Source organism: Martelella mediterranea DSM 17316 (assembly GCF_002043005.1).
GTDB lineage: Bacteria > Pseudomonadota > Alphaproteobacteria > Rhizobiales > Rhizobiaceae > Martelella > Martelella mediterranea.
Genome location: NZ_CP020330.1, coordinates 2,958,818 through 2,977,804, shown reverse-complemented (window position 1 = coordinate 2,977,804; position 18,987 = coordinate 2,958,818). Strand labels below are relative to the sequence as shown.

Sequence of the window (18,987 nt, the reverse complement as noted above, 5' to 3'; positions counted from 1 at the left end):
TTTCAAATCGTGACGGCGCTCGCGGGGATAGGCTCCCCCCTCACTGTCGCTGTCGCGACATCTCTCCCCTCCGGGGCGAGAAGATTGAGGGGCTATGCGGGGAGACCATATGCGATAGCCTCGCCCTCAAGGGGGCGGATTACAGGGAAAACGGTGGCGCTTCGAAGCACCGAAGCTCTGCCCGCGTCGCCTACCCCAGCGACACGAACAAATCATGCGCGGCCTTCATGTCCTCGAACCGCTTGGCGCGGCGGGCGGCGGCTTCGGCGTCCTCGCCCCAGTGTTCGATGGTCCAGTCCTCTTCCAGATTGGCGAGCGCCCAGGCCTCGTCCAGCGTCAGGCGGCGGCGCGCCAGCGCGAGCGTCACAAGGGCCGAGCCGGTGAGCGTCGTCATGACGTGGAGACTTCCAAGCGCGAAAGGCGCGCGGTGACGGTCGATCTCGCTCCTGAAAGCCGCAATGCTTTCAGTTGGTTGCTCGGAAAACATAATGCCTTCCACGAGCACGAAACGCGCGCCGAATTCTTCCGCCATCCAGTCGAGAACCGGATCCCAGCGCTCGGCCTGACGGGCTACCAGCTCTTCAGGGCTTTCGGCGCGATAGAACAGCATGTCGTTGCCGGCATAGGCGAGGATTTCCTCGAACACCGCATCGGCGTTTTGCGCCACGCCATCGATCACGGTATTTGCAAGCCGCGTGACCGGCATTTTCGCCGGATCGATGACCTTCTCCTGCGCCTGCCATTCGGCGCGCACCATTTCGGCCGCAGCCGGCGTTGGCAGGATCAGCGGATTGCGTCCGGGCGTCTTGACGCCGCGGCCATCGAGCTTGATTGCGAACCCCTCGCCCTCCTGCTCGACTGTGGCGGTCTGATAGAACTTCTTCGGCAGTTCGGCCCGCATCAGTTCCTGCGAGCGGCGGATCGGATCGGTCATTGGATGGTCTTCAGCACGAGTTTCAGGATATCGTCCGGGCTTTCGGCAATCGCGGAGGCGCCCGAGGTGGTCAGGTCGGTGGTTGCGCCATAACCCCAGGATACGCCGATCGCATCGGCGCCGGCGGAACGGGACATCTGCATGTCATAGACGGAATCGCCGATAACCATGGTTTCGGCCGGCTCGATGCCGGTCTCGACGCAGCATTCCAGCACCATCGCCGGATGCGGCTTGGACGGGCAGTCGTCGGCGGTGCGCGAAACCACGAACTTGCTGGCATAGCCGTGCAGATCGAGCATGTGGTCGAGCCCGCGCCGCGACTTTCCGGTCACGGCCCCGATCAGGATATCATCCTGCAGGAAAAGCTGCTCCAGCATCGGCGCGATGCCTTCAAACAGCCGCTCCTGCATGGCCGGGTCGGAACGCACCTCGGAAAACAGCGAGCGGTAATAAGCCATCATCTCGCGGCATTCCTCATCCGGCCCCTCGCGGCCAAGCAACAGCGAAATCGACACGTCGAGCGTCAGCCCAACGGTGGCGCGGGTCTTCTCGATGGCTGGAACCGGATAGCCGAAACGGGTGAAGGTGCGCGCCATCGATTCCTGGATGATGGCGATCGTATCCACCAGCGTGCCGTCGCAATCGAACAATACAAGTCTCATGTCATTCCTTGTCGAGATCCTCGCGGTCGGCGTCAAAGCCGAGCAGGTTCCAGCTCTGCACCATGTGCGGCGGCAGCGGGGCGGTGACCTTCAGCCGTCCGCCGTCGGGATGGGGCACATCGATATGGCGGGCATGAAGGTGAAGCCGCTTCTGGATGCCGCCCGGAAACTCCCAGTTGGGATCGTCATCGAAATATTTCGGATCGCCGATGATCGGGTGGCCGATATGATGGGCGTGGACGCGCAACTGATGGGTTCGCCCGGTATAGGGCTCCATTTCCAGCCAGGCGAGCGTATGGGCCGCCGTGTCGACCACGCGATAGAAGGAAACCGCATGATCGGCATCCGCCTCGCCATGCTTTGCGATCCGCATGCGGTCGCCATCGGGCGTCTGTTCCTTCACCAGCCAGGTCGATATCTTGTCCTCGCGCTGGCGCGGCACGCCCTTGACCAGCGACCAGTAGGTCTTCTTGGTCGTGCGGTGGCGAAAGGCTTCCGTCAGCGATTGCGCGGCGCGGCGCGAGCGGGCAATCACCAGCACGCCGGAGGTGTCTCGATCAAGGCGGTGCACGAGGCGCGGCTTTTCGCCCTTCTTGTTGGTCCAGGCCTCCAGCATCTTGTCGATATGGCGCACGACGCCGGAGCCGCCCTGCACCGCGAGGCCGGCGGGCTTGTTGAGCACAAACACCCGTTCATCCTCATGCAAAAGCATGCGTGAGAGAAGCTCGCCATCCGGGGAATGCTTCAGATCCCTGCCCGGTATCGGGCCGGATTTCTTCGGGTCGACATTCATCGGCGGGATGCGGATCATCTGGCCCGGTTCGACCCGGGTATCGGCTTTCACCCGCCCGCCATCGACGCGTATCTGCCCGGAGCGCAGCAGCTTTTGCAGCGCGCCGAAGCCGAGGCCCGGATAATGCTGCTTGAACCAACGGTCGAGGCGCATGCCCGCCTCGTCGTGATCCACCTTGATATGTTCGATGCCTGCCATGCGGTACGCCCTTGTTCTCAGGAGAAGGCTTCTATCGCATGATCGCGTGGAATGAAACGGGCTAAAATACCAACCGCCCGATGGCGAGCCCTGCCCAGACCGCTCCCAGCCCGATCGCCACGCTGCCGATGACATAGGCTATGGCGGGCAGCACGTCGCCACGCTCGATCATGTTCATGGCGTCGAGCGAGAACGAGGAGAAGGTGGTGAAGCCGCCCAGAAAGCCGATCACGATGAACATCCGCGCCTCGGCGGATTCGTTCAGCACCCGCGCCACGGCCTCCACCAGCAGCCCGATCAGCAGTGAGCCGATGATATTGACCGCCAGCGTGCCCCAAGGGAAAGTGATGGCGCCCATACGCGTAGCCAGAACGCCGATAAAATGACGACCAACGGAGCCGAGCGCGCCGCCGGCGGCCACGATAAGTGCATGTTGCAGGAATGTTGGCAAAGATCTGCTCCGTTATTGCTGCGGGACGGATCGGATTCTCGGACTACTCAGCCGCCACCATGGCAAGCTTCTTCGCGCGGTTCTCGCGCAGCCGGGCAAAGTCCTCGCCCGCGTGATGCGAGGAACGCGTCAGCGGGCTTGCGGACACCATTAGGAAGCCCTTGGTATAGGCCACCGTCTCGTAGGACTTGAACTCGTCCGGCGTGACGAAACTCACCACGCGGTGATGCTTGCGGGTCGGCTGCAGATACTGGCCGATGGTCAGGAAATCGACATCGGCGGTCCTCAGATCGTCCATGAGCTGGAGCACTTCGTTGCGCTCCTCGCCGAGGCCGACCATGATGCCGGACTTGGTGAACATGTTCGGATCGAGTTCCTTGACCCGCTGCAAAAGCCGGATCGAATGGAAATACCGCGCGCCGGGGCGAACCGTCAGATAGTTCGACGGCACGGTCTCGAGATTGTGGTTGAAGACGTCGGGTCTTGCGGCCACCACGCGTTCCAGCGCGCCGGGCTTGCGCAGGAAATCGGGCGTCAGCACCTCGATCGTGGTGGCGGGCGAGGCCGCGCGGATGGCGTGGATCACCTTCTCGAAATGCTCCGCGCCGCCATCGGCCAGATCGTCGCGGTCGACAGAGGTGATCACGACATGCATCAGCCCCATCTGGGCGACGGCCTTGCCGATATTTTCCGGCTCGTTCGGATCGAGCGCGCCGGGCTTGCCGGTCGCGACATTGCAGAAGGCGCAGGCGCGGGTGCAGATTTCGCCCATGATCATGAACGAGGCGTGCTTCTTGTCCCAGCATTCGCCGATATTCGGACAACCGGCCTCCTCGCAGACCGTGACGAGCTTGTTGTCCTTCACGATGCCGCGGGTTTCCTGATAGCCGCGCGAGACCGGCGCCTTGACGCGGATCCAGTCCGGCTTGCGCAGCACTTCGGTATCGGGCCTGTGCGCCTTTTCGGGATGGCGCACGCGCTTTTGTGCGTCACTTGTCGTATCGAGAAGCGTAACCATCTGTTCGTCCTTCAGCGCCGCCGGGCCTCTCCGGCCCGGGCGGCCTCGTTTTCCGTTAGACCGGAACCGCGTTTCGCGGCTCCGGTCTATCTTGTTCTTACGGCACTTTCGCGGACGTTGCGTCCAACAGCGAAATGCCTCAGCGCCGGATCATGCGTCCGACGAAAATCAGAATCACCGCGCCGATAAAACCGGCGATCAGATAGCCCAGCCATCCGCCAAGGGCGATGCCGAACACGCCCAGAATTGCGTTTGCAACAATGGCGCCGACAATGCCGAGGATGATGTTCATGAGAATGCCCATATTGGACTTCATGAACTTCTCGGCGAGCCATCCGGCGATACCGCCGATGATGATGGCGGCAATCCAGCCTACACCCTGTTCTTCCATAAATGCGTCTCCCTTTTTGCTAGACGTCGAAGCAGGTCCTCTCGTTCCCGCTACCGATAACATAGAGGAATCATGCGTTAAGTACACGCCCATATGCGTCGAGCACGCTTTCCTTCATCGTTTCCGAAAGCGTCGGGTGCGGGAAGATCGTGTGCATCAGTTCTTCCTCGGTGGTCTCCAGGTTCATGGCGACCACGAAGCCCTCGATCAGTTCGGTCACTTCCGCGCCCACCATATGGGCGCCGAGCAGCTCGCCGGTGTTCTTGTCGAACACGGTCTTGACCATGCCCTGATCCTCGCCGAGCGCCACCGCCTTGCCGTTTGCGGCGAAGCTGAAGCGGCCAACGCGGACCTCATGGCCGGCTTCCTTGGCCTTGGCTTCGGTGAGGCCGACCGAGGCAACCTGCGGATTGCAGTAGGTGCAGCCCGGCACCTTCAGCCTGTCGAGCGGATGGACGTTCTTCTCGCCGGCGATCTTTTCGACGCAGATCACAGCCTCGTGCTCGGCCTTGTGGGCGAGCATCGGCGGGCCGGCGACATCACCGATCGCATAGATGCCCTCGACATTGGTCTTGCAATAGTCGTCGATGACGATGCAGCCGCGATCGGTCTTGATGCCAAGCTTTTCCAGCCCGATATTCTCGATATTGCCCTGAACGCCGACGGCCGAGATCATCCGGTCGGCGGTGATCTTCTCGACCTTGCCGTCCTTGGTCTCGACATGGGCGGTAATGTTGTCGCCGCCCTTTTCGACCTTCGCGACCTTGGCTTCGAGCATGATCTTGATGCCGCGCTTTTCCAGCCGCTTCTGGGCGAATTTGGCGATCTCGTTGTCCTCGACAGGCATGACCTGCTTCATCACCTCGACCACCGTCACCTCGACGCCGAGCGAGCGGTAGAAGGAGGCGAATTCGATCCCGATCGCGCCCGAGCCCATCACCAGCAGCGATTTCGGCAGCTTGGCCGGCTTCAGCGCGTCGAAATAGGTCCAGATCAGCTTGCCGTCGGGCTCGATTCCGGGCAGCGCGCGCGGCCGTGCGCCGGTCGCAACGATGATGTGCTTGGCGTTGTAGGTGCCTGGACCTTTGGCGCCCTTCGGCGTCGGGGCCTGCGGCTCTACGATCTTTTTCTTCACCTCGGAGACGGTCACCTCGCCGGGCTTCGACAGCGTCGCCTCGCCCCAGATGATGTCGACCTTGTTCTTCTTCATCAGATAGATCACGCCGGCATTCATCCGCTCGGCAATGCCGCGCGAGCGTTTCACGATGGCATCGAGATCGGCCTTGACCTGGCCTTCGATGACGAGCCCGTATTCCTTGGCATGATTGGTGTTGTCGAGCACTTCGGCGGACCTGAGCAGCGCCTTGGTCGGGATGCAGCCCCAGTTGGAGCAGATGCCGGCCATGTGCTCACGCTCGACGACAGCAGTCTTCAGGCCAAGCTGGGCGGCGCGGATGGCGGCGATATAGCCACCGGGGCCGGCGCCGATGACGAGGACATCGTAGGTCTCAGACACGGGTACATCTCCTTTAAGGGGAGCCGGGCAATAAACCGCCCGGCCCGCTTGCGGGATGCCGCCGCTCTATTGTTTCAGCATCCCGTAGATTTCGTCCTTCAGAACCATCCGGCGCTTGCGCATTTCTTCCATATGCACGTCATCGGTCGGTTCGATGTTTTCCTCCGCGCGGTGGATCGCGCGGTTTACCTCATGATAGTCGTCGAAGAGCTTGGCAAAATGCGCGTCCTCGACCTTCAATTCGTGAATCCGGTCGGCGAATTCCGGGAATTCATCGGCCAGTTCGTGCGGGGTGTTCGACATGGATATCTCCTCTGTTGTGGTTGATATCCACCCTATCCGCGCTTCGTGTCCACTCCTTGATATTAATCAAAAAAAATCACAGGCCGAGCATCATCCTGACGATCGGTTCGAGGCCGCGGCCGATGGCGCGGGTATTTTCCGCATCGAGATGGACGCCGTCCACCGGACTTGCGCGCGAAACCGAGGCCGCATCATAGAAACCGCAGCCCAACTCATCGGCCAGTTCGCTGTAGAAGGTCGAGAGCATCTGCGATTGCTCGACCACGCCCTTCAGGAACCCCATGCCGGTATCGTTGGCCGTGGGCACCGCATGCGGCGGGGCAACCACCAGAATGTCCGGCGCGGTATGATCGAAGGGATAGGGATGCGCCCTTACGATCTCGATCAGCCGCTTCATGCCGTTTCTGGCCGCCAACGCCCCGCCCCCGGTCCAGGGCTTCAGGTCGTTGGTGCCGAGCATGATGATGACCAGATCGAGCGGCGTGTGGCTGGCAAGCAGCGTCGGCAGAACCCTGGCGCCGTTGCGGTCAGCCGCCGCCGTGTGATCGTCAAAGGCCGTGGTGCGGCCGCCCAGCGCCTCGGGGAGAACGTGAACGCCCTCCCCCAGCGCCTTCTGCAACACCATCGGCCAGCGGTCCTCATGCGCATGACGGTCCTGCCCGGCCGCATCATGGCCGAACGTCAGCGAATCGCCGTAGCAGAGAACCGTCTTCATCGGACCGCCCTCAGACCAGCATCGACATCGGGTTTTCGATGTAGCCCTTGAACGCCGCCAGAACTTCGGCCGCAAGCGCCCCATCGACGCAGCGGTGGTCGGTCGACAGCGTCACCGACATCACGGTCGCGATCGCCAGTTCGTCATTCTTGACCACCGGCCGCTTCTCGCCCGCGCCGATCGCCAGGATCGAGGCGTGGGGCGGGTTGATGACGGCGGCGAAATCCTTGACGCCCATCATGCCCATGTTCGAAACGGCCGTCGTTCCGCCCTGGTATTCGGCGGGCTTCAGCTTCTTGTCGCGCGCGCGGCTGCCCAGATCCTTCATCTCGTTGGAGATGACCGAGAGCGGCTTTTCCTCCGCCCGGCGCACGATCGGGGTGATCAGACCGCCCGGGATCGACACGGCGACGCCGACATCGACATGCTTGTGGACGACCATGTTGTTTTCCGTCCAGGAGACGTTGGCGCTCGGTACATCCCGGAGTGCAAGCGCCATGGCCTTGATGACCATGTCGTTGACCGAGAGCTTGTAGGCCGGCTTGTCGTCCTTGACGGGGGCCGCCTTGTTGAGCTGGCTCCTGAGCGAAAGCAGCGCGTCGAGCTCGCAATCGACCGTGACATAGAAATGCGGCACGGTCTGCTTGGATTCGACGAGACGCTTGGCGATCGTCTTACGCATGCCGTCATGCGGCACGAGTTCGTAGGAGCCTTCCTCGAACAGCTTGAGAACCGCCTCTTCGGAGGTCGCCTTCGGCAGCGGCGCGGCGGCAGCCTCTTGTCTGCCGGCTTCCGGCTTGGCAGCGGCGTTGCCGACGCCTTCGCTCTCCGCCTTCTCGACATCGCGCTTGACGATGCGGCCATGCGGGCCGGAACCGGAAAGCGCCGTCAGATCAAGACCGGCCTCCTTGGCGAGACGGCGGGCAAGCGGCGAGGCGAAGATACGCTCGCCATCGGCCTTGGGCGCTGCCGGCGCCTTGGGTTCGGGAACCGGCGTGTCGGAGGATGGAATGCCGCCCTTGGCGACCTTCTCGGCCGTTTCGTCGGAGGACGATTTCTCGGCCTTGTCCTCTTCCTTGGCGGGCTGCTTCGGCTTGTCTTCCTTCGGCTTTTCCGCCTTGGCCGGAGCCTCGCCGCCGCCTTCGGCCGCCTTGGCGGCCTCGGCAACGTCCTCGCCATCTTCGGCAAGGATCGCGATCAGGGCGTTGACCGCCACGCCGTCGGTGCCTTCCGGCACAACGATCTTGGCGACCGTGCCCTCGTCGACGGCTTCGACTTCCATCGTCGCCTTGTCGGTTTCGATCTCGGCAATCACATCACCGGCCGAAACGCTGTCGCCTTCCTTGACCAGCCACTTGGAAAGATTGCCCTCTTCCATGGTCGGCGAAAGCGCCGGCATCGTAATCTTGATGGGCATCTTGACGCTCCCTTACTTGTAGCAGACGGCCTTGACCGCATCGATGACTTCACCGACGTTCGGCAGGGCGAGCTTTTCGAGGTTGGCGGCGTAGGGCATCGGAACATCCTTGCCGGCGATCGTCATGATCGGCGCATCGAGGTAATCGAAGGCCTGCTGCATGACGCGGGTCGCGATCTCGGTGCCGACGGAGGACTGTGGGAAGCCTTCCTCGACGGTGACCAGACGACCGGTCTTCTTCACCGATTCGATAACCGTCGGCAGATCCATCGGGCGGATGGTGCGCAGATCGATGATCTCGACGTCGATCCCTTCCTCCTCAAGCTTGGCCGCCGCTTCCACCGCATAGGTCATGCCGATGCCGAAGGAAACGATGGTTGCGTCCTTGCCCTGCTTGTGAATGCGGGCCTTGCCGATCGGCAGCACGAAATCATCAAGCTTCGGCACATCGAACTTGTGACCGTAGAGGATTTCGTTTTCGAGGAAGATCACCGGATTGGGATCGCGGATCGCCGCCTTCAGGAGCCCCTTGGCGTCGGCAGCCGTATAGGGCATCACGACCTTGAGGCCCGGAATGTGGCTGTACCACGAGGCGTAGCACTGCGAGTGCTGGGCCGCCACACGGGCTGCCGCGCCGTTCGGACCGCGGAACACGATCGAGCTCTCCATCTGTCCGCCGGACATGTAGTGCGTCTTGGCGGCGGAGTTGATGATCTGGTCCATCGCCTGCATGGCGAAGTTGAAGGTCATGAACTCGACGATCGGCTTCAGCCCGGCCAGCGCTGCGCCAACGGCAACCCCGGTGAAGCCATGCTCGGTAATCGGGGTATCGACCACGCGCTTGGCGCCGAATTCCTGCAGCAGGCCCTGCGTGATCTTGTAGGCGCCCTGATATTCGGCGACTTCCTCGCCCATGACGAAGACATCGCCATCGGCGCGCATTTCTTCGGCCATGGCATCGCGCAGCGCTTCACGCACCGTCGTCGAAACCATTTCTGTGCCTTCCGGAATATCCGGATCGGAGGCGACCTCGACGGCCTTCGGTTCGGCCGGCGCGTTGGAAGCGGAAGCCTGCGGCTTTTCTTCCTGCTCGACCTCGGGGGCCTTTTCAGACTGTTTCGGCTGCTCGGCGGCGTCGGCCTTGCCGATATCGTCGACGCTTTCGCCCTCTTCCAGGAGCACGGCGATCGGGGTGTTGACCTTGACGCCTTCGGCGCCTTCCTCAACCAGGATCTTGCCGATCGTGCCTTCGTCCACGGCTTCGACTTCCATCGTCGCCTTGTCGGTCTCGATCTCGGCGATCACGTCACCGGCGGCGACGCTGTCGCCTTCCTTCTTGAGCCACTTTGTAAGGTTGCCCTCTTCCATCGTCGGGGAGAGTGCCGGCATGAGAATATTGGTAGGCATGGTATCCCTCCCCGTCTTAGCGCAGGATGTCGGTGTAGAGCTCGGACGCATCCGGCTCCGGATCGGTCTGGGCGAAATCGGCGGCGTCGGAGATGACCGAGCGCACGTCCTTGTCGATCGCCTTCAACTCGTCTTCCGTCGCCCACTTCTTGTCCAGAAGCCGCTTTCTGACCTGCTCGATCGGGTCGTGCTCGGCGCGCATCTTCTGGACCTCGTCCTTGGAGCGGTATTTCGCCGGGTCCGACATCGAGTGGCCGCGATAGCGGTAAGTCATCATTTCGAGAATGAACGGCCCGTTGCCTTCACGCGCGAACTTTTCCGCCTCTTCGGCAGCCGCCTTGACGGCGCGGACATCCATGCCGTCGACCTGCTTGCCGGGAATGTTGAAAGATGCGCCGCGCTTGGAAAAGTCGGTCTCAGCCGACGAGCGCGTAACCGAGGTGCCCATGGCATAGCGGTTGTTTTCGACAACATAGACCACCGGCAGCTTCCAAAGCTCGGCCATGTTGAAGCTTTCATAGACCTGGCCCTGATTGGCCGCGCCATCGCCGTAATAGACGACGGCGACATGGTCGTTCTCGCGGTAACGGTTGGCGAAGGCGAGACCGGTTCCGAGCGGAACCTGCGCGCCGACAATGCCGTGGCCGCCGTAAAACGCCTTCTCCTTGGAGAACATGTGCATCGAGCCGCCCTTGCCCTTGGAATAGCCCGAGCGGCGGCCGGTCAGCTCGGCCATCACGCCGCGCGCTTCCATGCCGGTTGCGAGCATATGACCGTGGTCGCGGTAGCTGGTGATGATCTGGTCGCCGTCCTTCAGCGCCATCTGCATACCGACGACGACGGCTTCCTGACCGATATAGAGGTGACAGAAACCGCCGATGAAGCCCATGCCGTAAAGCTGGCCGGCCTTTTCCTCGAAGCGGCGGATCATCAGCATTTCGCGGAGCGCATGCATTTCCTGATCGCGATCGAATTCGACGATCCGTTTGTTATCTTCTTTTTTGGGTGATTTCCGTGAAGCGGACGCTTGGGACGCCATCAGGGTCTCCTTCGTTGAGGAAAGACGTGGAATTGGCAGTCACAATAGGCGGTTTTGTGCGGCACGGCAATGCTAGATTTAGCACGCTCTATGACAACTCAAAATATTGAAATTATTTATAAAAGATTGAATTAACTTGATTTCAGTTTATTGCAGATGTCGCTCGAAAATCACGATCTCGTCCGGCTTCAGCAGGTTGAGCGCGTAGCGCGCATGCTCGTCAAGCGCATCCTTCATCAGCGAGCCGTCGGAGAGCATCTTGACATGCTTCTCCCTCGCCTCGCGTTCGGCCACGAGCTTCTCCAGCTTGCGCTCGTTGAGCGCCTTGTGGGCCGCAAATCGCTCGCCGGCAATCAGGCCGTAATCGCCATGGATCGAGTGATAGATGAAATAGCTCATGAAGCAGACGGTGATCGCCGGTACGATCAGGCGGCCGTAAAACCGGGATTTATGATGTCGGGTCCACATGAAGCTGTCCGGAAGGCTACGCAATACAATGGAGTCACACTAGCGCGTGAACCTTAACCAAGGCTAAACCGGGTGTCGGGGGATGGGACGAAGTGCGGCTTTTTGAGGCAAAGCCGGAGCGGCAATCAGGCCCGGCTGAGGGGCAATGATACCCTCTGGAATCTCAGTTTCGCTCAACGTTGGTTTCAACCAAGGAACTGGCCGCCAACAATCTCCCCCCTTGAGGGGGAGATTATGGGCTGGGGCTCCAGGCGAGGCCGGAGCTTCCGAAAAATCAACCCTTCAGGATCGACCGGCCGGCGTAGACGGCTTGGCTACCCAGTTCTTCCTCGATGCGGATGAGCTGGTTGTACTTGGCGAGACGATCCGAGCGCGACAGCGAGCCGGTCTTGATCTGACCGCAATTGGTGGCGACCGCGAGATCGGCGATCGTGGCGTCCTCGGTCTCGCCGGAGCGATGCGACATCACGCTGGTGTAGCCGGCCTTGTGCGCGGACTCGACGGCGTCGAGCGTTTCGGTCAGCGAGCCGATCTGGTTGACCTTGACCAGCAGCGAATTGGCGACGCCCATCCTGATGCCGTCCTTCAGGCGCTTGGTATTGGTGACGAACAGGTCGTCGCCGACGAGCTGGCACTTGTCGCCGATCAGCGACGTCAGTTCCTTCCAGCCGTCCCAGTCATCCTCGGCAAGGCCGTCCTCGATCGAGAAGATCGGGTATTTGCCGATCAGGTCGGCGAGATAGGCGGCCATCTCGCCGGAATCCAGTGTCTTGCCTTCGCCTTCCATCACGTATTTGCCGCCCTTGTAGAATTCGGTCGAAGCGGCGTCCATGGCGAGGTAGACGTCCTCGCCGGGCTTGTAACCGGCCTTTTCGATCGACTTCATGATGATGTCGAGCGCCGAGGTGGTGCTCGGAAGCGCCGGCGCGAAGCCGCCCTCGTCGCCGATCGCGGTATTGTAGCCGCCGGCCGAAAGTTCCTTCTTCAGCGTGTGGAAGATTTCCGAACCCGTGCGCACCGCGTCGCGCAGCGTATCGGCGCCGATCGGCATGATCATGAATTCCTGGAAGTCGATCGGGTTGTCGGCATGCTCGCCGCCATTGATGATGTTCATCATCGGAACCGGCAGCTGGTGAGCGAACACGCCGCCGACATAGCGGTAGAGCGGCAGGCCGCAGGCGGTGGCGGCGGCCTTGGCGGTGGCAAGCGACACGCCGAGAATGGCGTTGGCGCCGAGGCGGCCCTTGTTGGCGGTGCCGTCAAGCTCGATCATGGCCTGATCGATTTCCATCTGGTTTTCAGCGTCGAGCCCGACAATCGCCTCGAGGATCTCGTTGTTGACGGCATCGACCGCCTTTTCCACGCCCTTGCCGAGATAGCGTTCGCCGCCATCGCGCAGTTCGACGGCTTCGTGCGCGCCAGTGGAGGCGCCGGAGGGAACGGCGGCGCGGCCGATCGTGCCGTCTTCCAGATACACATCGACCTCGACCGTGGGATTGCCACGGCTGTCGAGGATTTCACGGGCGAGAATGTCGGTGATTGTCGTCATGATTGTCTACCTGTCGACCTTGCTACAAAAAAAATGAAACGACCGCGTCTAAGCGCTGGAGCCTTGCGAGGGCCACCCCTTCAGCAGGCGGACCGCGTCGTCGGAGTTCTGCTTAATGCAGTTCGTGCGCCAGCACTATGACGAATGAATGATTTTGGCGATCAAGCCGCGCATATTTGCGGCACGATCGCCCGATTTCGAAAGAACTTACCTTCCCTTGGCAATGGCGTCAAAAGCAAGAAGCTTGTCCAGAAGCCGCGGCATGTCATCGAGCGGCACCATGTTGGGACCGTCCGAAGGCGCATTGTCAGGATCCTCATGGGTCTCGATGAAAACGCCGGCAACGCCGACGGCAACGGCCGCGCGCGCCAGCGTCTCGACGAATTCCCGCTGTCCGCCGGTCGAACCGCCCTGCCCGCCCGGCTGCTGCACCGAATGGGTGGCGTCGAAGATCACCGGCGCGCCGGTGGATGCCATGATCGGCAGCGCCCGCATGTCGGAAACCAGCGTGTTGTAGCCGAAGGAAACGCCGCGCTCGCACAGCAGAACATTATCATTGCCGCTGTCGACGATCTTGGCGAGGACGTTTTTCATGTCCCAGGGCGCCAGGAACTGGCCCTTCTTGACGTTGATCACCCGGCCGGTCTTCGCGGCGGCGACCAGAAGGTCTGTCTGGCGCGACAGGAAGGCCGGGATCTGCAGCACGTCGACGACGGTCGCTACCTCGGCGCATTGCTCCTCGGTGTGGATGTCGGTCAGCACCGGAAAGCCGAACTCTCTCTTCAGGTCGGCGAAGACTTCGAGCGATTTGTCGAGCCCCATGCCGCGCGTCGCCTTGAGCGAGGTGCGGTTGGCCTTGTCGAAGGAGGATTTGTAGACCAGCGCGATCCCGGCATCCGCGCAGATTTCCGAAAGCTTTCCGGCCATCATGAAGGCGTGATCGCGGCTTTCCATCTGGCACGGCCCGGCGATCAGCGACAGCTTCCCGCTATTGGAAAAGGCGACTGCTTTTTCGCCGGCGCCGGCGGTCACGGTACGGTCGGTCATGCTAGTATTCCCTGAATATGAAGGTCACGCCCTGGCCGGGCGCCGGCGGCACGGCGATGCCGTCGCCGGTCTGCCGTGAGGCGATCTCGTTGGCTTTCAGAATATCGGCGAGGTTTTCCAGGTCGGCCACCTCGAACACAATAGCGGCGGGCTCGATCCCGCGGCCCGCGCCGGAACGAGCGATGCCATATTGCCTGTAGAGATGATCAAAGGTGAAGACCGAAAGCTTCGCCGTCAGCGCATCGGTGCTGAAGCCGTCGGGATGGATATCGGCCTCGCCGGCGCGGGTGAGCGTCTGCAGCAGCGGCTCGAATTCCATCGGGTAGTCCTCGCCGAGCAAGACGCCAGCAATGCCGGTCACGCCGTTCTGATGGCCCATGAGGGTCTCGTCGGGGGCAAGCGCCTGCATGCGTTCGCAGGTGAAGAACAACAGGTCGGGCGCGCGCAGATCGGCGGCGAAGGCGAGCTTGAAACCGGCTGTGGCTTCCGTCCCGTCGGCAAGCTTGTAGGGCCGGGAGAAGCTGAACAGATCGCCGACGCCAATGCCGGCTTCGGCGAATGCGGCATGGTCGGCCGCCGCATTCTCGCTCTTGAAGACGATCGCGGAGAACCCGTCATCGCCGTTACGGAAGCGGTAGGCGCGGTCGCGGCGCACGAATTCGGTTTTCGGAATATTCTGGTCGTAGATTTGCTGGTCGGCGATCGCGAGCGGTTCGAGATAGGTCGAATCGGCGAAATAGACGCAGGCATTCTCCGTACCGAACGGATGCCGCGCCTCCGGCGCCACGGCGAAGCCGAGCGCGGAAAGCCTGAGCCGCGCGGTCGCAAGATCGACGACCGGCAGAACCAGATGATCGATAGGACGGTGGGAAAGAGACATGGCCCCTCCTTTTCGGCGCTCTTGATGGCACAGAAAAGCCCGCGCCTCAAGAAGGAGCGCGGCGGTCTGCGCCGACTCCTACCAGACGTAACGCAGTTTCGCCGATGCGATCAGCGCCGAATAGCTCTCGCCCCATTCGCCATAGGCGCCAAGGCTGAGATCGGCCTGGCTGGTCAACTGGATTCTCGCTGCGACATTGGCGGCGACGGCGCTGCCGGTGGGCGCGTTGCTGGAGATCGAGAAGCCGTAGCCCGGCACCGCCAGGAAACTGGCGCTGGCATCGCCGCCGCCGCCATAGCGATAGAGATAGGAAACCCGTCCGTTGAGCGCGAACCGGCGCGCCACGTCGCCGGCCGCCGTATCGAAGCCAAGCCCAGCCTCGACCGTGCCGCGGAACAGGCCGACATCGGAATAGGCGAGCGCCGCATTGCCATAGCCGGCCTCGACCTCTTCCTGATAGTCGGGCGCATGGGTATAGACCGCGCTCGCCCCCACGAACGGCATCAACGCCACGCCGTTCTGGACGATGCGCCCGCCCGCCTCGATCCGGCCGCCGACGGTGGTTGCCGAATAGGAGCCGCGCAACTGGTCGACGGCATTGCCGAAGGCGACCGTGCGCTTTGTATCGATGTTGTCGACGCCGCCGCCGAGGGCAGCGGTGGCATAAAACCCTTCTTTCGTCTGGGTCACGCCGTTGATGGCGGCGTGGAAGCTCTGCGAATCCGCCTTGCCGTCCTGATCCGTCTGCTTGTAGGTCGAGCTTCCGCCGCCGAACACGATGCCGATCGCGTTGGCATCGTCCAGCCGCGCCAGATAGCCGCCCTCGATCATGCTGCTGTCGATATCCGCGCCGGAATTGCCGGCCTGGGCATCGCCATCCACGCTCGAACTGCCGCCGTTATACTCCAGCCAGCCGGTGTTGACCGGGTTGAGCGCGGCATAAATCCCCTGACGGCGGGCCGCGGACCAATCCCAACGCGGATCGCCGGCAGCGCCCGCATAGCCGTCATAGCCGCCGACCGCCCAGTAGGCGAGACCCGATGTCGCCGCCGGCGCGTTCTGCACGGTGTCCTCATCGGCATCCTTTTCGATGGGACGCCAGCCGGCGAGCAAGCGGTTGGGATTGGAGGAGCGGCGCAGGAAATTGTCCATGCCGAGCGTCGCCGTCATCGTCGCATTGATGCCGAGTTCGCCGCCGAGCGTCGTCATCGCCGCCTCATAGGCCTGGCCGGATTGCAACATGCCGGCCGCAAGCGTTCCCTGCAGCGGCACGCCGTCATTGAAGGCATTGACGAGCGCCGTGTTGACGCCCTGGCCGAGCGCGGAGAAATTGAAATTGCCGCCGACATAGGCAAGGCCGAGCTTCAGCGCATTGTTTTCGTCGGTTATCGTTCCGCGGAACTGGGAGGGGAGCGAATCAAGCGAGGGATCATAGGTGCCGGTCAGGTTGCCTGCCTGAAGCAGCGTGTATTCCTTCTTCAGCACCCCGCCCTGATCGAAATCGAGATCGATCGCGGTGTCGTCGAAGGCGACGGTGCCGGTGACGATCGCCGGTTCCTGATTGATCGTGATCACCGCGACATAGGTGGCATCGGGATCGAAATCGAGATCGCCGTCGACCGTGATCGACCCCTTGCTGTCGCCGCCGCGGAAGGTGCCGCCGGTGCTCACATGCGTATCGCCGATGATGCCCGAGCCGCCAAGCGTCGCGCCGCTCACCACTTCGGCGGTCGCGCCGCGCAGGTCGGCGTCGATATCCAGCGTGCCGCCGGCCGCTTCAAGCGAACCGGTGAAATCCGTGCTGTCGGTGGAAAGATTGAGTTCTCCCGGTCCCTTCTGCACCAGAGCGCCGCCGCCGCTCAGCGCGCCGCGGAACTCGATATCGTCGGAGCGGGCAAAGCTCAGCGTGCCGCCGGCATCGATCGCGGCATCGCCGCCGAGCGTTCCCGTCGTGCCGCCCGCGCCAACCTGGATTTCAGCGCCGGAGCCGATCGTCGTCAGGCCGGTATTGGTGTTGTCGGCAGTCAGGATCGTGGTGCCGGACAACGCAGCTATCTGCCCCGCCCCGCTGATGGTCGGCGCGAAGACATAGTCAGACGATGTATGATTGAAGACGATGAGGCCCGTGCCCTCGCCGAAGGTGATGGTGGGTATCGCAACTTCGCCCGGCGCCACGGCGCTGCCGACACCCGGAATGCCGCCGATGACGAGGCCGCCCTGCGAACCGCTGGCGGCGGCAAGAACGAGGCTGTCGGCTGTGACGATACCGTTCTCTGCGACGTCGAGGACACCTGTCCCGCCATTGCCGACTACAAGGTCGCCATTGACCGTCCAACTGCCACCATAGACTTCGGCAAGGCCGAACGATCCCGCCGCATCGGCCACAACGCTCGCCGTGCTGGTGACCGTCGCACCGGTCGTGACCGAGAACAGGCCCGTGCCGCCTGCGCCGACGGTGATGCCGCCGTCGACGTCCCAGCTCGATCCGGCGCCCGCGACCAGCACCCCGCCGCTCCCGGTCGCAGAAGCGCCGAGCACGGTCGTCTTGTTGGTCACCTTCGCGCCGCTACCGATGCCGAGAAGGCCGGTGCCATCCTCTCCGACAGTGAGATTGGAGGTGTTGGTCCAGACGCCGCCGGTCGTCAGCGCAACGGCGCCCTCGCTGTCGGCGTCGCGGCCGATCACGCCGCCATTGGAATTCAGCGTGCCGCCATCGAAAATGCCGAGCGCGCCATCGCCCTTGGCGGCCACCGTCATCCTGTTGGTCAGCGTCACGCTGCTGCCGGCGCCGGTGATTACGGTTCCGCCGTAGCCCGTTGCATTGACGCCCAGCATCGCGTAATCGGCTGTGACCGTCGCACCGTCCGATACGGTAAGGCCGCCATCCCCGGAATTGCCGACCTTCAGCGCTGCCGAAAGCTGCAGCTGCGTGCCCGCGCCATCGATCGTGACCGTGCCTTCGCCGCCGGTGACATAGCCGACCGTCATGTTGCTGGCGGTCATCGTCGCGCCGGCGAGAACGGACAGTTCACCCTCGCCGCCGGAGCCGCCGCCGGCCACGTTGCCGCCGATCGCGATGTCGTTATAGACGTTCCAGAGCGAGCCCGCCCCCGTCACCGTCGCGATGTTGCCTGTGGAGCTGTTGTTCTGGCCGATGCTGAGCGAGCCGCTGATCGCGTGGCCGCCATTGTTCACGGTCACCGAGCCGGTTCCGGACAGCCCAACCGTCAGGTCACCATAGCCGTTCCATTCCGAATTCGCGCCGGAGATCACGACCGCGCCGTCGCCGCCAGCGCCCTGTCCGATGATCGTCTGATTCGATTCGAATTTGGCCCCGCCGGTAATGTTGAGCGTGCCCGTGCCCAGATTGCCGATCACCACGCTGTTGGCGCCGGTGCCATAGGTGCGCATCTCCGTTCCCGCGCCGTCGAGCGTGTAGGTTCCCTCACCGCTTGCCGCGTTGCCGATGGTGATCGCGCCGGTCTGCCCCTTGGCGCCGGACTGCATCGTCAGCGTGCCGGTGCCCGCGCCCCCGACCACGATCTGCTTGTCGAACTGGATCGCGCTGCCCGCGCCCTGAACGATGATGGTGCCGTTGCCGCCGGCGGACGCGCCGAGCGTGACCACCTCGCCGCTGACCGTGGCGTTGGAGGTGAGCTTGCCGGCGGCCGTGTCGCCCACGATGAAGTTGCTGATATATTCCGTGCCGCGGTCTGGAGTCAGCACCGGCGCATTGTTCAGCGTGTTGATGGTTACGTTGTCACCGGATTTCGGCGGAAGCGGCGGCTGGCTGCCGTCGACGGTCCAGTTCTCGGTCGCGTACCAGTCTGTGGAGGTCGCGCCCGTCCAGTTGAAATCGGCGGCCAGCCCCGGCGCGCTCCAGGCCACCAGAAGTGCCGAGGAACTCAGGAACAACGCTCTGGCAGCGCCCTGCCGAAATTTCAAACCACGCATTATCTACCCCTTGCGACGCGATCCGCTAATCCGGGGAATCGGCCGACTGTCCAAAACTGGGGTGATTCTGGTTGCAGGTCCTTAAGAACCTATTGCCATGCGTGCTTTTGCGAACATGCTTAATATTTATGGTTAATGAACGGTTATCATCCCCTGCCCGGCCGGCCATCGCATCTGCGGCTTCAATTCGGTTGCATCTTCGTCTATGAAGCGTCACAAAACCGAAGGACCGGCAAACAGGGACT

17 protein-coding genes are annotated in these 18,987 nt (G+C 62.6%); all 17 read right to left on the bottom strand.

Annotated features, from left to right (window positions below):
• Nucleotides 1-190: 190 nt before the first annotated feature.
• Nucleotides 191-934: an ATP12 family chaperone protein gene (locus Mame_RS13895; protein ID WP_018063083.1), complete on the bottom strand. Its 744-nt coding sequence runs from the start codon at nt 932-934 to the stop codon at nt 191-193.
• Entirely contained in the window at nt 931-1,596 is a 666-nt protein-coding gene (locus Mame_RS13890) for an HAD-IA family hydrolase (RefSeq protein WP_026173180.1), read from the bottom strand. The genes Mame_RS13895 and Mame_RS13890 overlap by 4 nt, the downstream gene beginning before the upstream one ends.
• A 1-nt stretch (nt 1,597) precedes the next feature.
• Nucleotides 1,598-2,587: an RluA family pseudouridine synthase gene (locus Mame_RS13885; protein ID WP_018063081.1), complete on the bottom strand. Its 990-nt coding sequence runs from the start codon at nt 2,585-2,587 to the stop codon at nt 1,598-1,600.
• A 61-nt stretch (nt 2,588-2,648) separates the two neighbouring features.
• Nucleotides 2,649-3,026 carry a fluoride efflux transporter CrcB gene (gene crcB, locus Mame_RS13880; protein WP_026173179.1) on the bottom strand — a complete coding sequence of 126 codons (378 nt, stop codon included), beginning with the start codon at nt 3,024-3,026 and terminating at the stop codon, nt 2,649-2,651.
• A 55-nt stretch (nt 3,027-3,081) separates the two neighbouring features.
• Nucleotides 3,082-4,056, bottom strand: a complete 975-nt coding sequence (lipA, locus tag Mame_RS13875) for a lipoyl synthase (protein ID WP_018063079.1) — start codon at nt 4,054-4,056, stop codon at nt 3,082-3,084.
• A 139-nt stretch (nt 4,057-4,195) separates the two neighbouring features.
• Nucleotides 4,196-4,447 carry a GlsB/YeaQ/YmgE family stress response membrane protein gene (locus Mame_RS13870; protein WP_018063078.1) on the bottom strand — a complete coding sequence of 84 codons (252 nt, stop codon included), beginning with the start codon at nt 4,445-4,447 and terminating at the stop codon, nt 4,196-4,198.
• 70 nt (nt 4,448-4,517) lie between these two features.
• On the bottom strand, nt 4,518-5,963 hold the full coding sequence (lpdA, locus tag Mame_RS13865; protein WP_018063077.1) for a dihydrolipoyl dehydrogenase: 1,446 nt from the start codon (nt 5,961-5,963) through the stop codon (nt 4,518-4,520).
• 66 nt (nt 5,964-6,029) lie between these two features.
• The gene (locus tag Mame_RS13860) at nt 6,030-6,266 is read right to left on the bottom strand and encodes a YdcH family protein (protein ID WP_018063076.1); all 237 of its coding nucleotides are present in this window, start codon (nt 6,264-6,266) and stop codon (nt 6,030-6,032) included.
• Nucleotides 6,267-6,342: 76 nt separating this feature from the next.
• Nucleotides 6,343-6,981: an SGNH/GDSL hydrolase family protein gene (locus Mame_RS13855; RefSeq protein WP_018063075.1), complete on the bottom strand. Its 639-nt coding sequence runs from the start codon at nt 6,979-6,981 to the stop codon at nt 6,343-6,345.
• Nucleotides 6,982-6,991: 10 nt separating this feature from the next.
• Complete coding sequence (locus Mame_RS13850; protein ID WP_412768641.1) at nt 6,992-8,359, bottom strand: pyruvate dehydrogenase complex dihydrolipoamide acetyltransferase; 1,368 nt, start codon at nt 8,357-8,359, stop codon at nt 6,992-6,994.
• Between the two features lie 51 nt (nt 8,360-8,410).
• Nucleotides 8,411-9,805 carry a pyruvate dehydrogenase complex E1 component subunit beta gene (locus Mame_RS13845; protein ID WP_018063073.1) on the bottom strand — a complete coding sequence of 465 codons (1,395 nt, stop codon included), beginning with the start codon at nt 9,803-9,805 and terminating at the stop codon, nt 8,411-8,413.
• A gap of 16 nt (nt 9,806-9,821) precedes the next feature.
• Nucleotides 9,822-10,844: a pyruvate dehydrogenase (acetyl-transferring) E1 component subunit alpha gene (gene pdhA, locus Mame_RS13840; protein ID WP_018063072.1), complete on the bottom strand. Its 1,023-nt coding sequence runs from the start codon at nt 10,842-10,844 to the stop codon at nt 9,822-9,824.
• A 147-nt stretch (nt 10,845-10,991) separates the two neighbouring features.
• Entirely contained in the window at nt 10,992-11,312 is a 321-nt protein-coding gene (locus Mame_RS13835; RefSeq protein ID WP_018063071.1) for an FtsB family cell division protein, read from the bottom strand.
• Nucleotides 11,313-11,586: 274 nt separating this feature from the next.
• Entirely contained in the window at nt 11,587-12,861 is a 1,275-nt protein-coding gene (gene eno / locus Mame_RS13830; protein ID WP_018063070.1) for a phosphopyruvate hydratase, read from the bottom strand.
• Between the two features lie 207 nt (nt 12,862-13,068).
• Nucleotides 13,069-13,908 carry a 3-deoxy-8-phosphooctulonate synthase gene (kdsA, locus tag Mame_RS13825; protein WP_018063069.1) on the bottom strand — a complete coding sequence of 280 codons (840 nt, stop codon included), beginning with the start codon at nt 13,906-13,908 and terminating at the stop codon, nt 13,069-13,071.
• A gap of 1 nt (nt 13,909) precedes the next feature.
• On the bottom strand, nt 13,910-14,788 hold the full coding sequence (locus tag Mame_RS13820) for a VOC family protein (protein ID WP_018063068.1): 879 nt from the start codon (nt 14,786-14,788) through the stop codon (nt 13,910-13,912).
• A 78-nt stretch (nt 14,789-14,866) separates the two neighbouring features.
• Nucleotides 14,867-18,742, bottom strand: coding sequence for an autotransporter domain-containing protein (locus Mame_RS13815; RefSeq protein WP_079920809.1), 3,876 nt, complete (start codon nt 18,740-18,742; stop codon nt 14,867-14,869).
• Nucleotides 18,743-18,987: the final 245 nt, after the last annotated feature.

Coding starts and splice junctions, on each gene's coding strand:
- Mame_RS13820 (WP_018063068.1), bottom strand. CDS start 14,788: ATGTCTCTTTCCCACCGTCCTATCGATCATCTGGTTCTGCCGGTCGTC.
- Mame_RS13855 (WP_018063075.1), bottom strand. CDS start 6,981: ATGAAGACGGTTCTCTGCTACGGCGATTCGCTGACGTTCGGCCATGAT.
- Mame_RS13890 (WP_026173180.1), bottom strand. CDS start 1,596: ATGAGACTTGTATTGTTCGATTGCGACGGCACGCTGGTGGATACGATC.
- pdhA (WP_018063072.1), bottom strand. CDS start 10,844: ATGGCGTCCCAAGCGTCCGCTTCACGGAAATCACCCAAAAAAGAAGAT.
- lipA (WP_018063079.1), bottom strand. CDS start 4,056: ATGGTTACGCTTCTCGATACGACAAGTGACGCACAAAAGCGCGTGCGC.
- kdsA (WP_018063069.1), bottom strand. CDS start 13,908: ATGACCGACCGTACCGTGACCGCCGGCGCCGGCGAAAAAGCAGTCGCC.
- Mame_RS13835 (WP_018063071.1), bottom strand. CDS start 11,312: ATGTGGACCCGACATCATAAATCCCGGTTTTACGGCCGCCTGATCGTA.
- Mame_RS13815 (WP_079920809.1), bottom strand. CDS start 18,742: ATGCGTGGTTTGAAATTTCGGCAGGGCGCTGCCAGAGCGTTGTTCCTG.
- Mame_RS13850 (WP_412768641.1), bottom strand. CDS start 8,359: ATGGAAGAGGGCAATCTTTCCAAGTGGCTGGTCAAGGAAGGCGACAGC.
- Mame_RS13860 (WP_018063076.1), bottom strand. CDS start 6,266: ATGTCGAACACCCCGCACGAACTGGCCGATGAATTCCCGGAATTCGCC.
- Mame_RS13845 (WP_018063073.1), bottom strand. CDS start 9,805: ATGCCTACCAATATTCTCATGCCGGCACTCTCCCCGACGATGGAAGAG.
- Mame_RS13895 (WP_018063083.1), bottom strand. CDS start 934: ATGACCGATCCGATCCGCCGCTCGCAGGAACTGATGCGGGCCGAACTG.
- Mame_RS13885 (WP_018063081.1), bottom strand. CDS start 2,587: ATGGCAGGCATCGAACATATCAAGGTGGATCACGACGAGGCGGGCATG.
- eno (WP_018063070.1), bottom strand. CDS start 12,861: ATGACGACAATCACCGACATTCTCGCCCGTGAAATCCTCGACAGCCGT.
- Mame_RS13870 (WP_018063078.1), bottom strand. CDS start 4,447: ATGGAAGAACAGGGTGTAGGCTGGATTGCCGCCATCATCATCGGCGGT.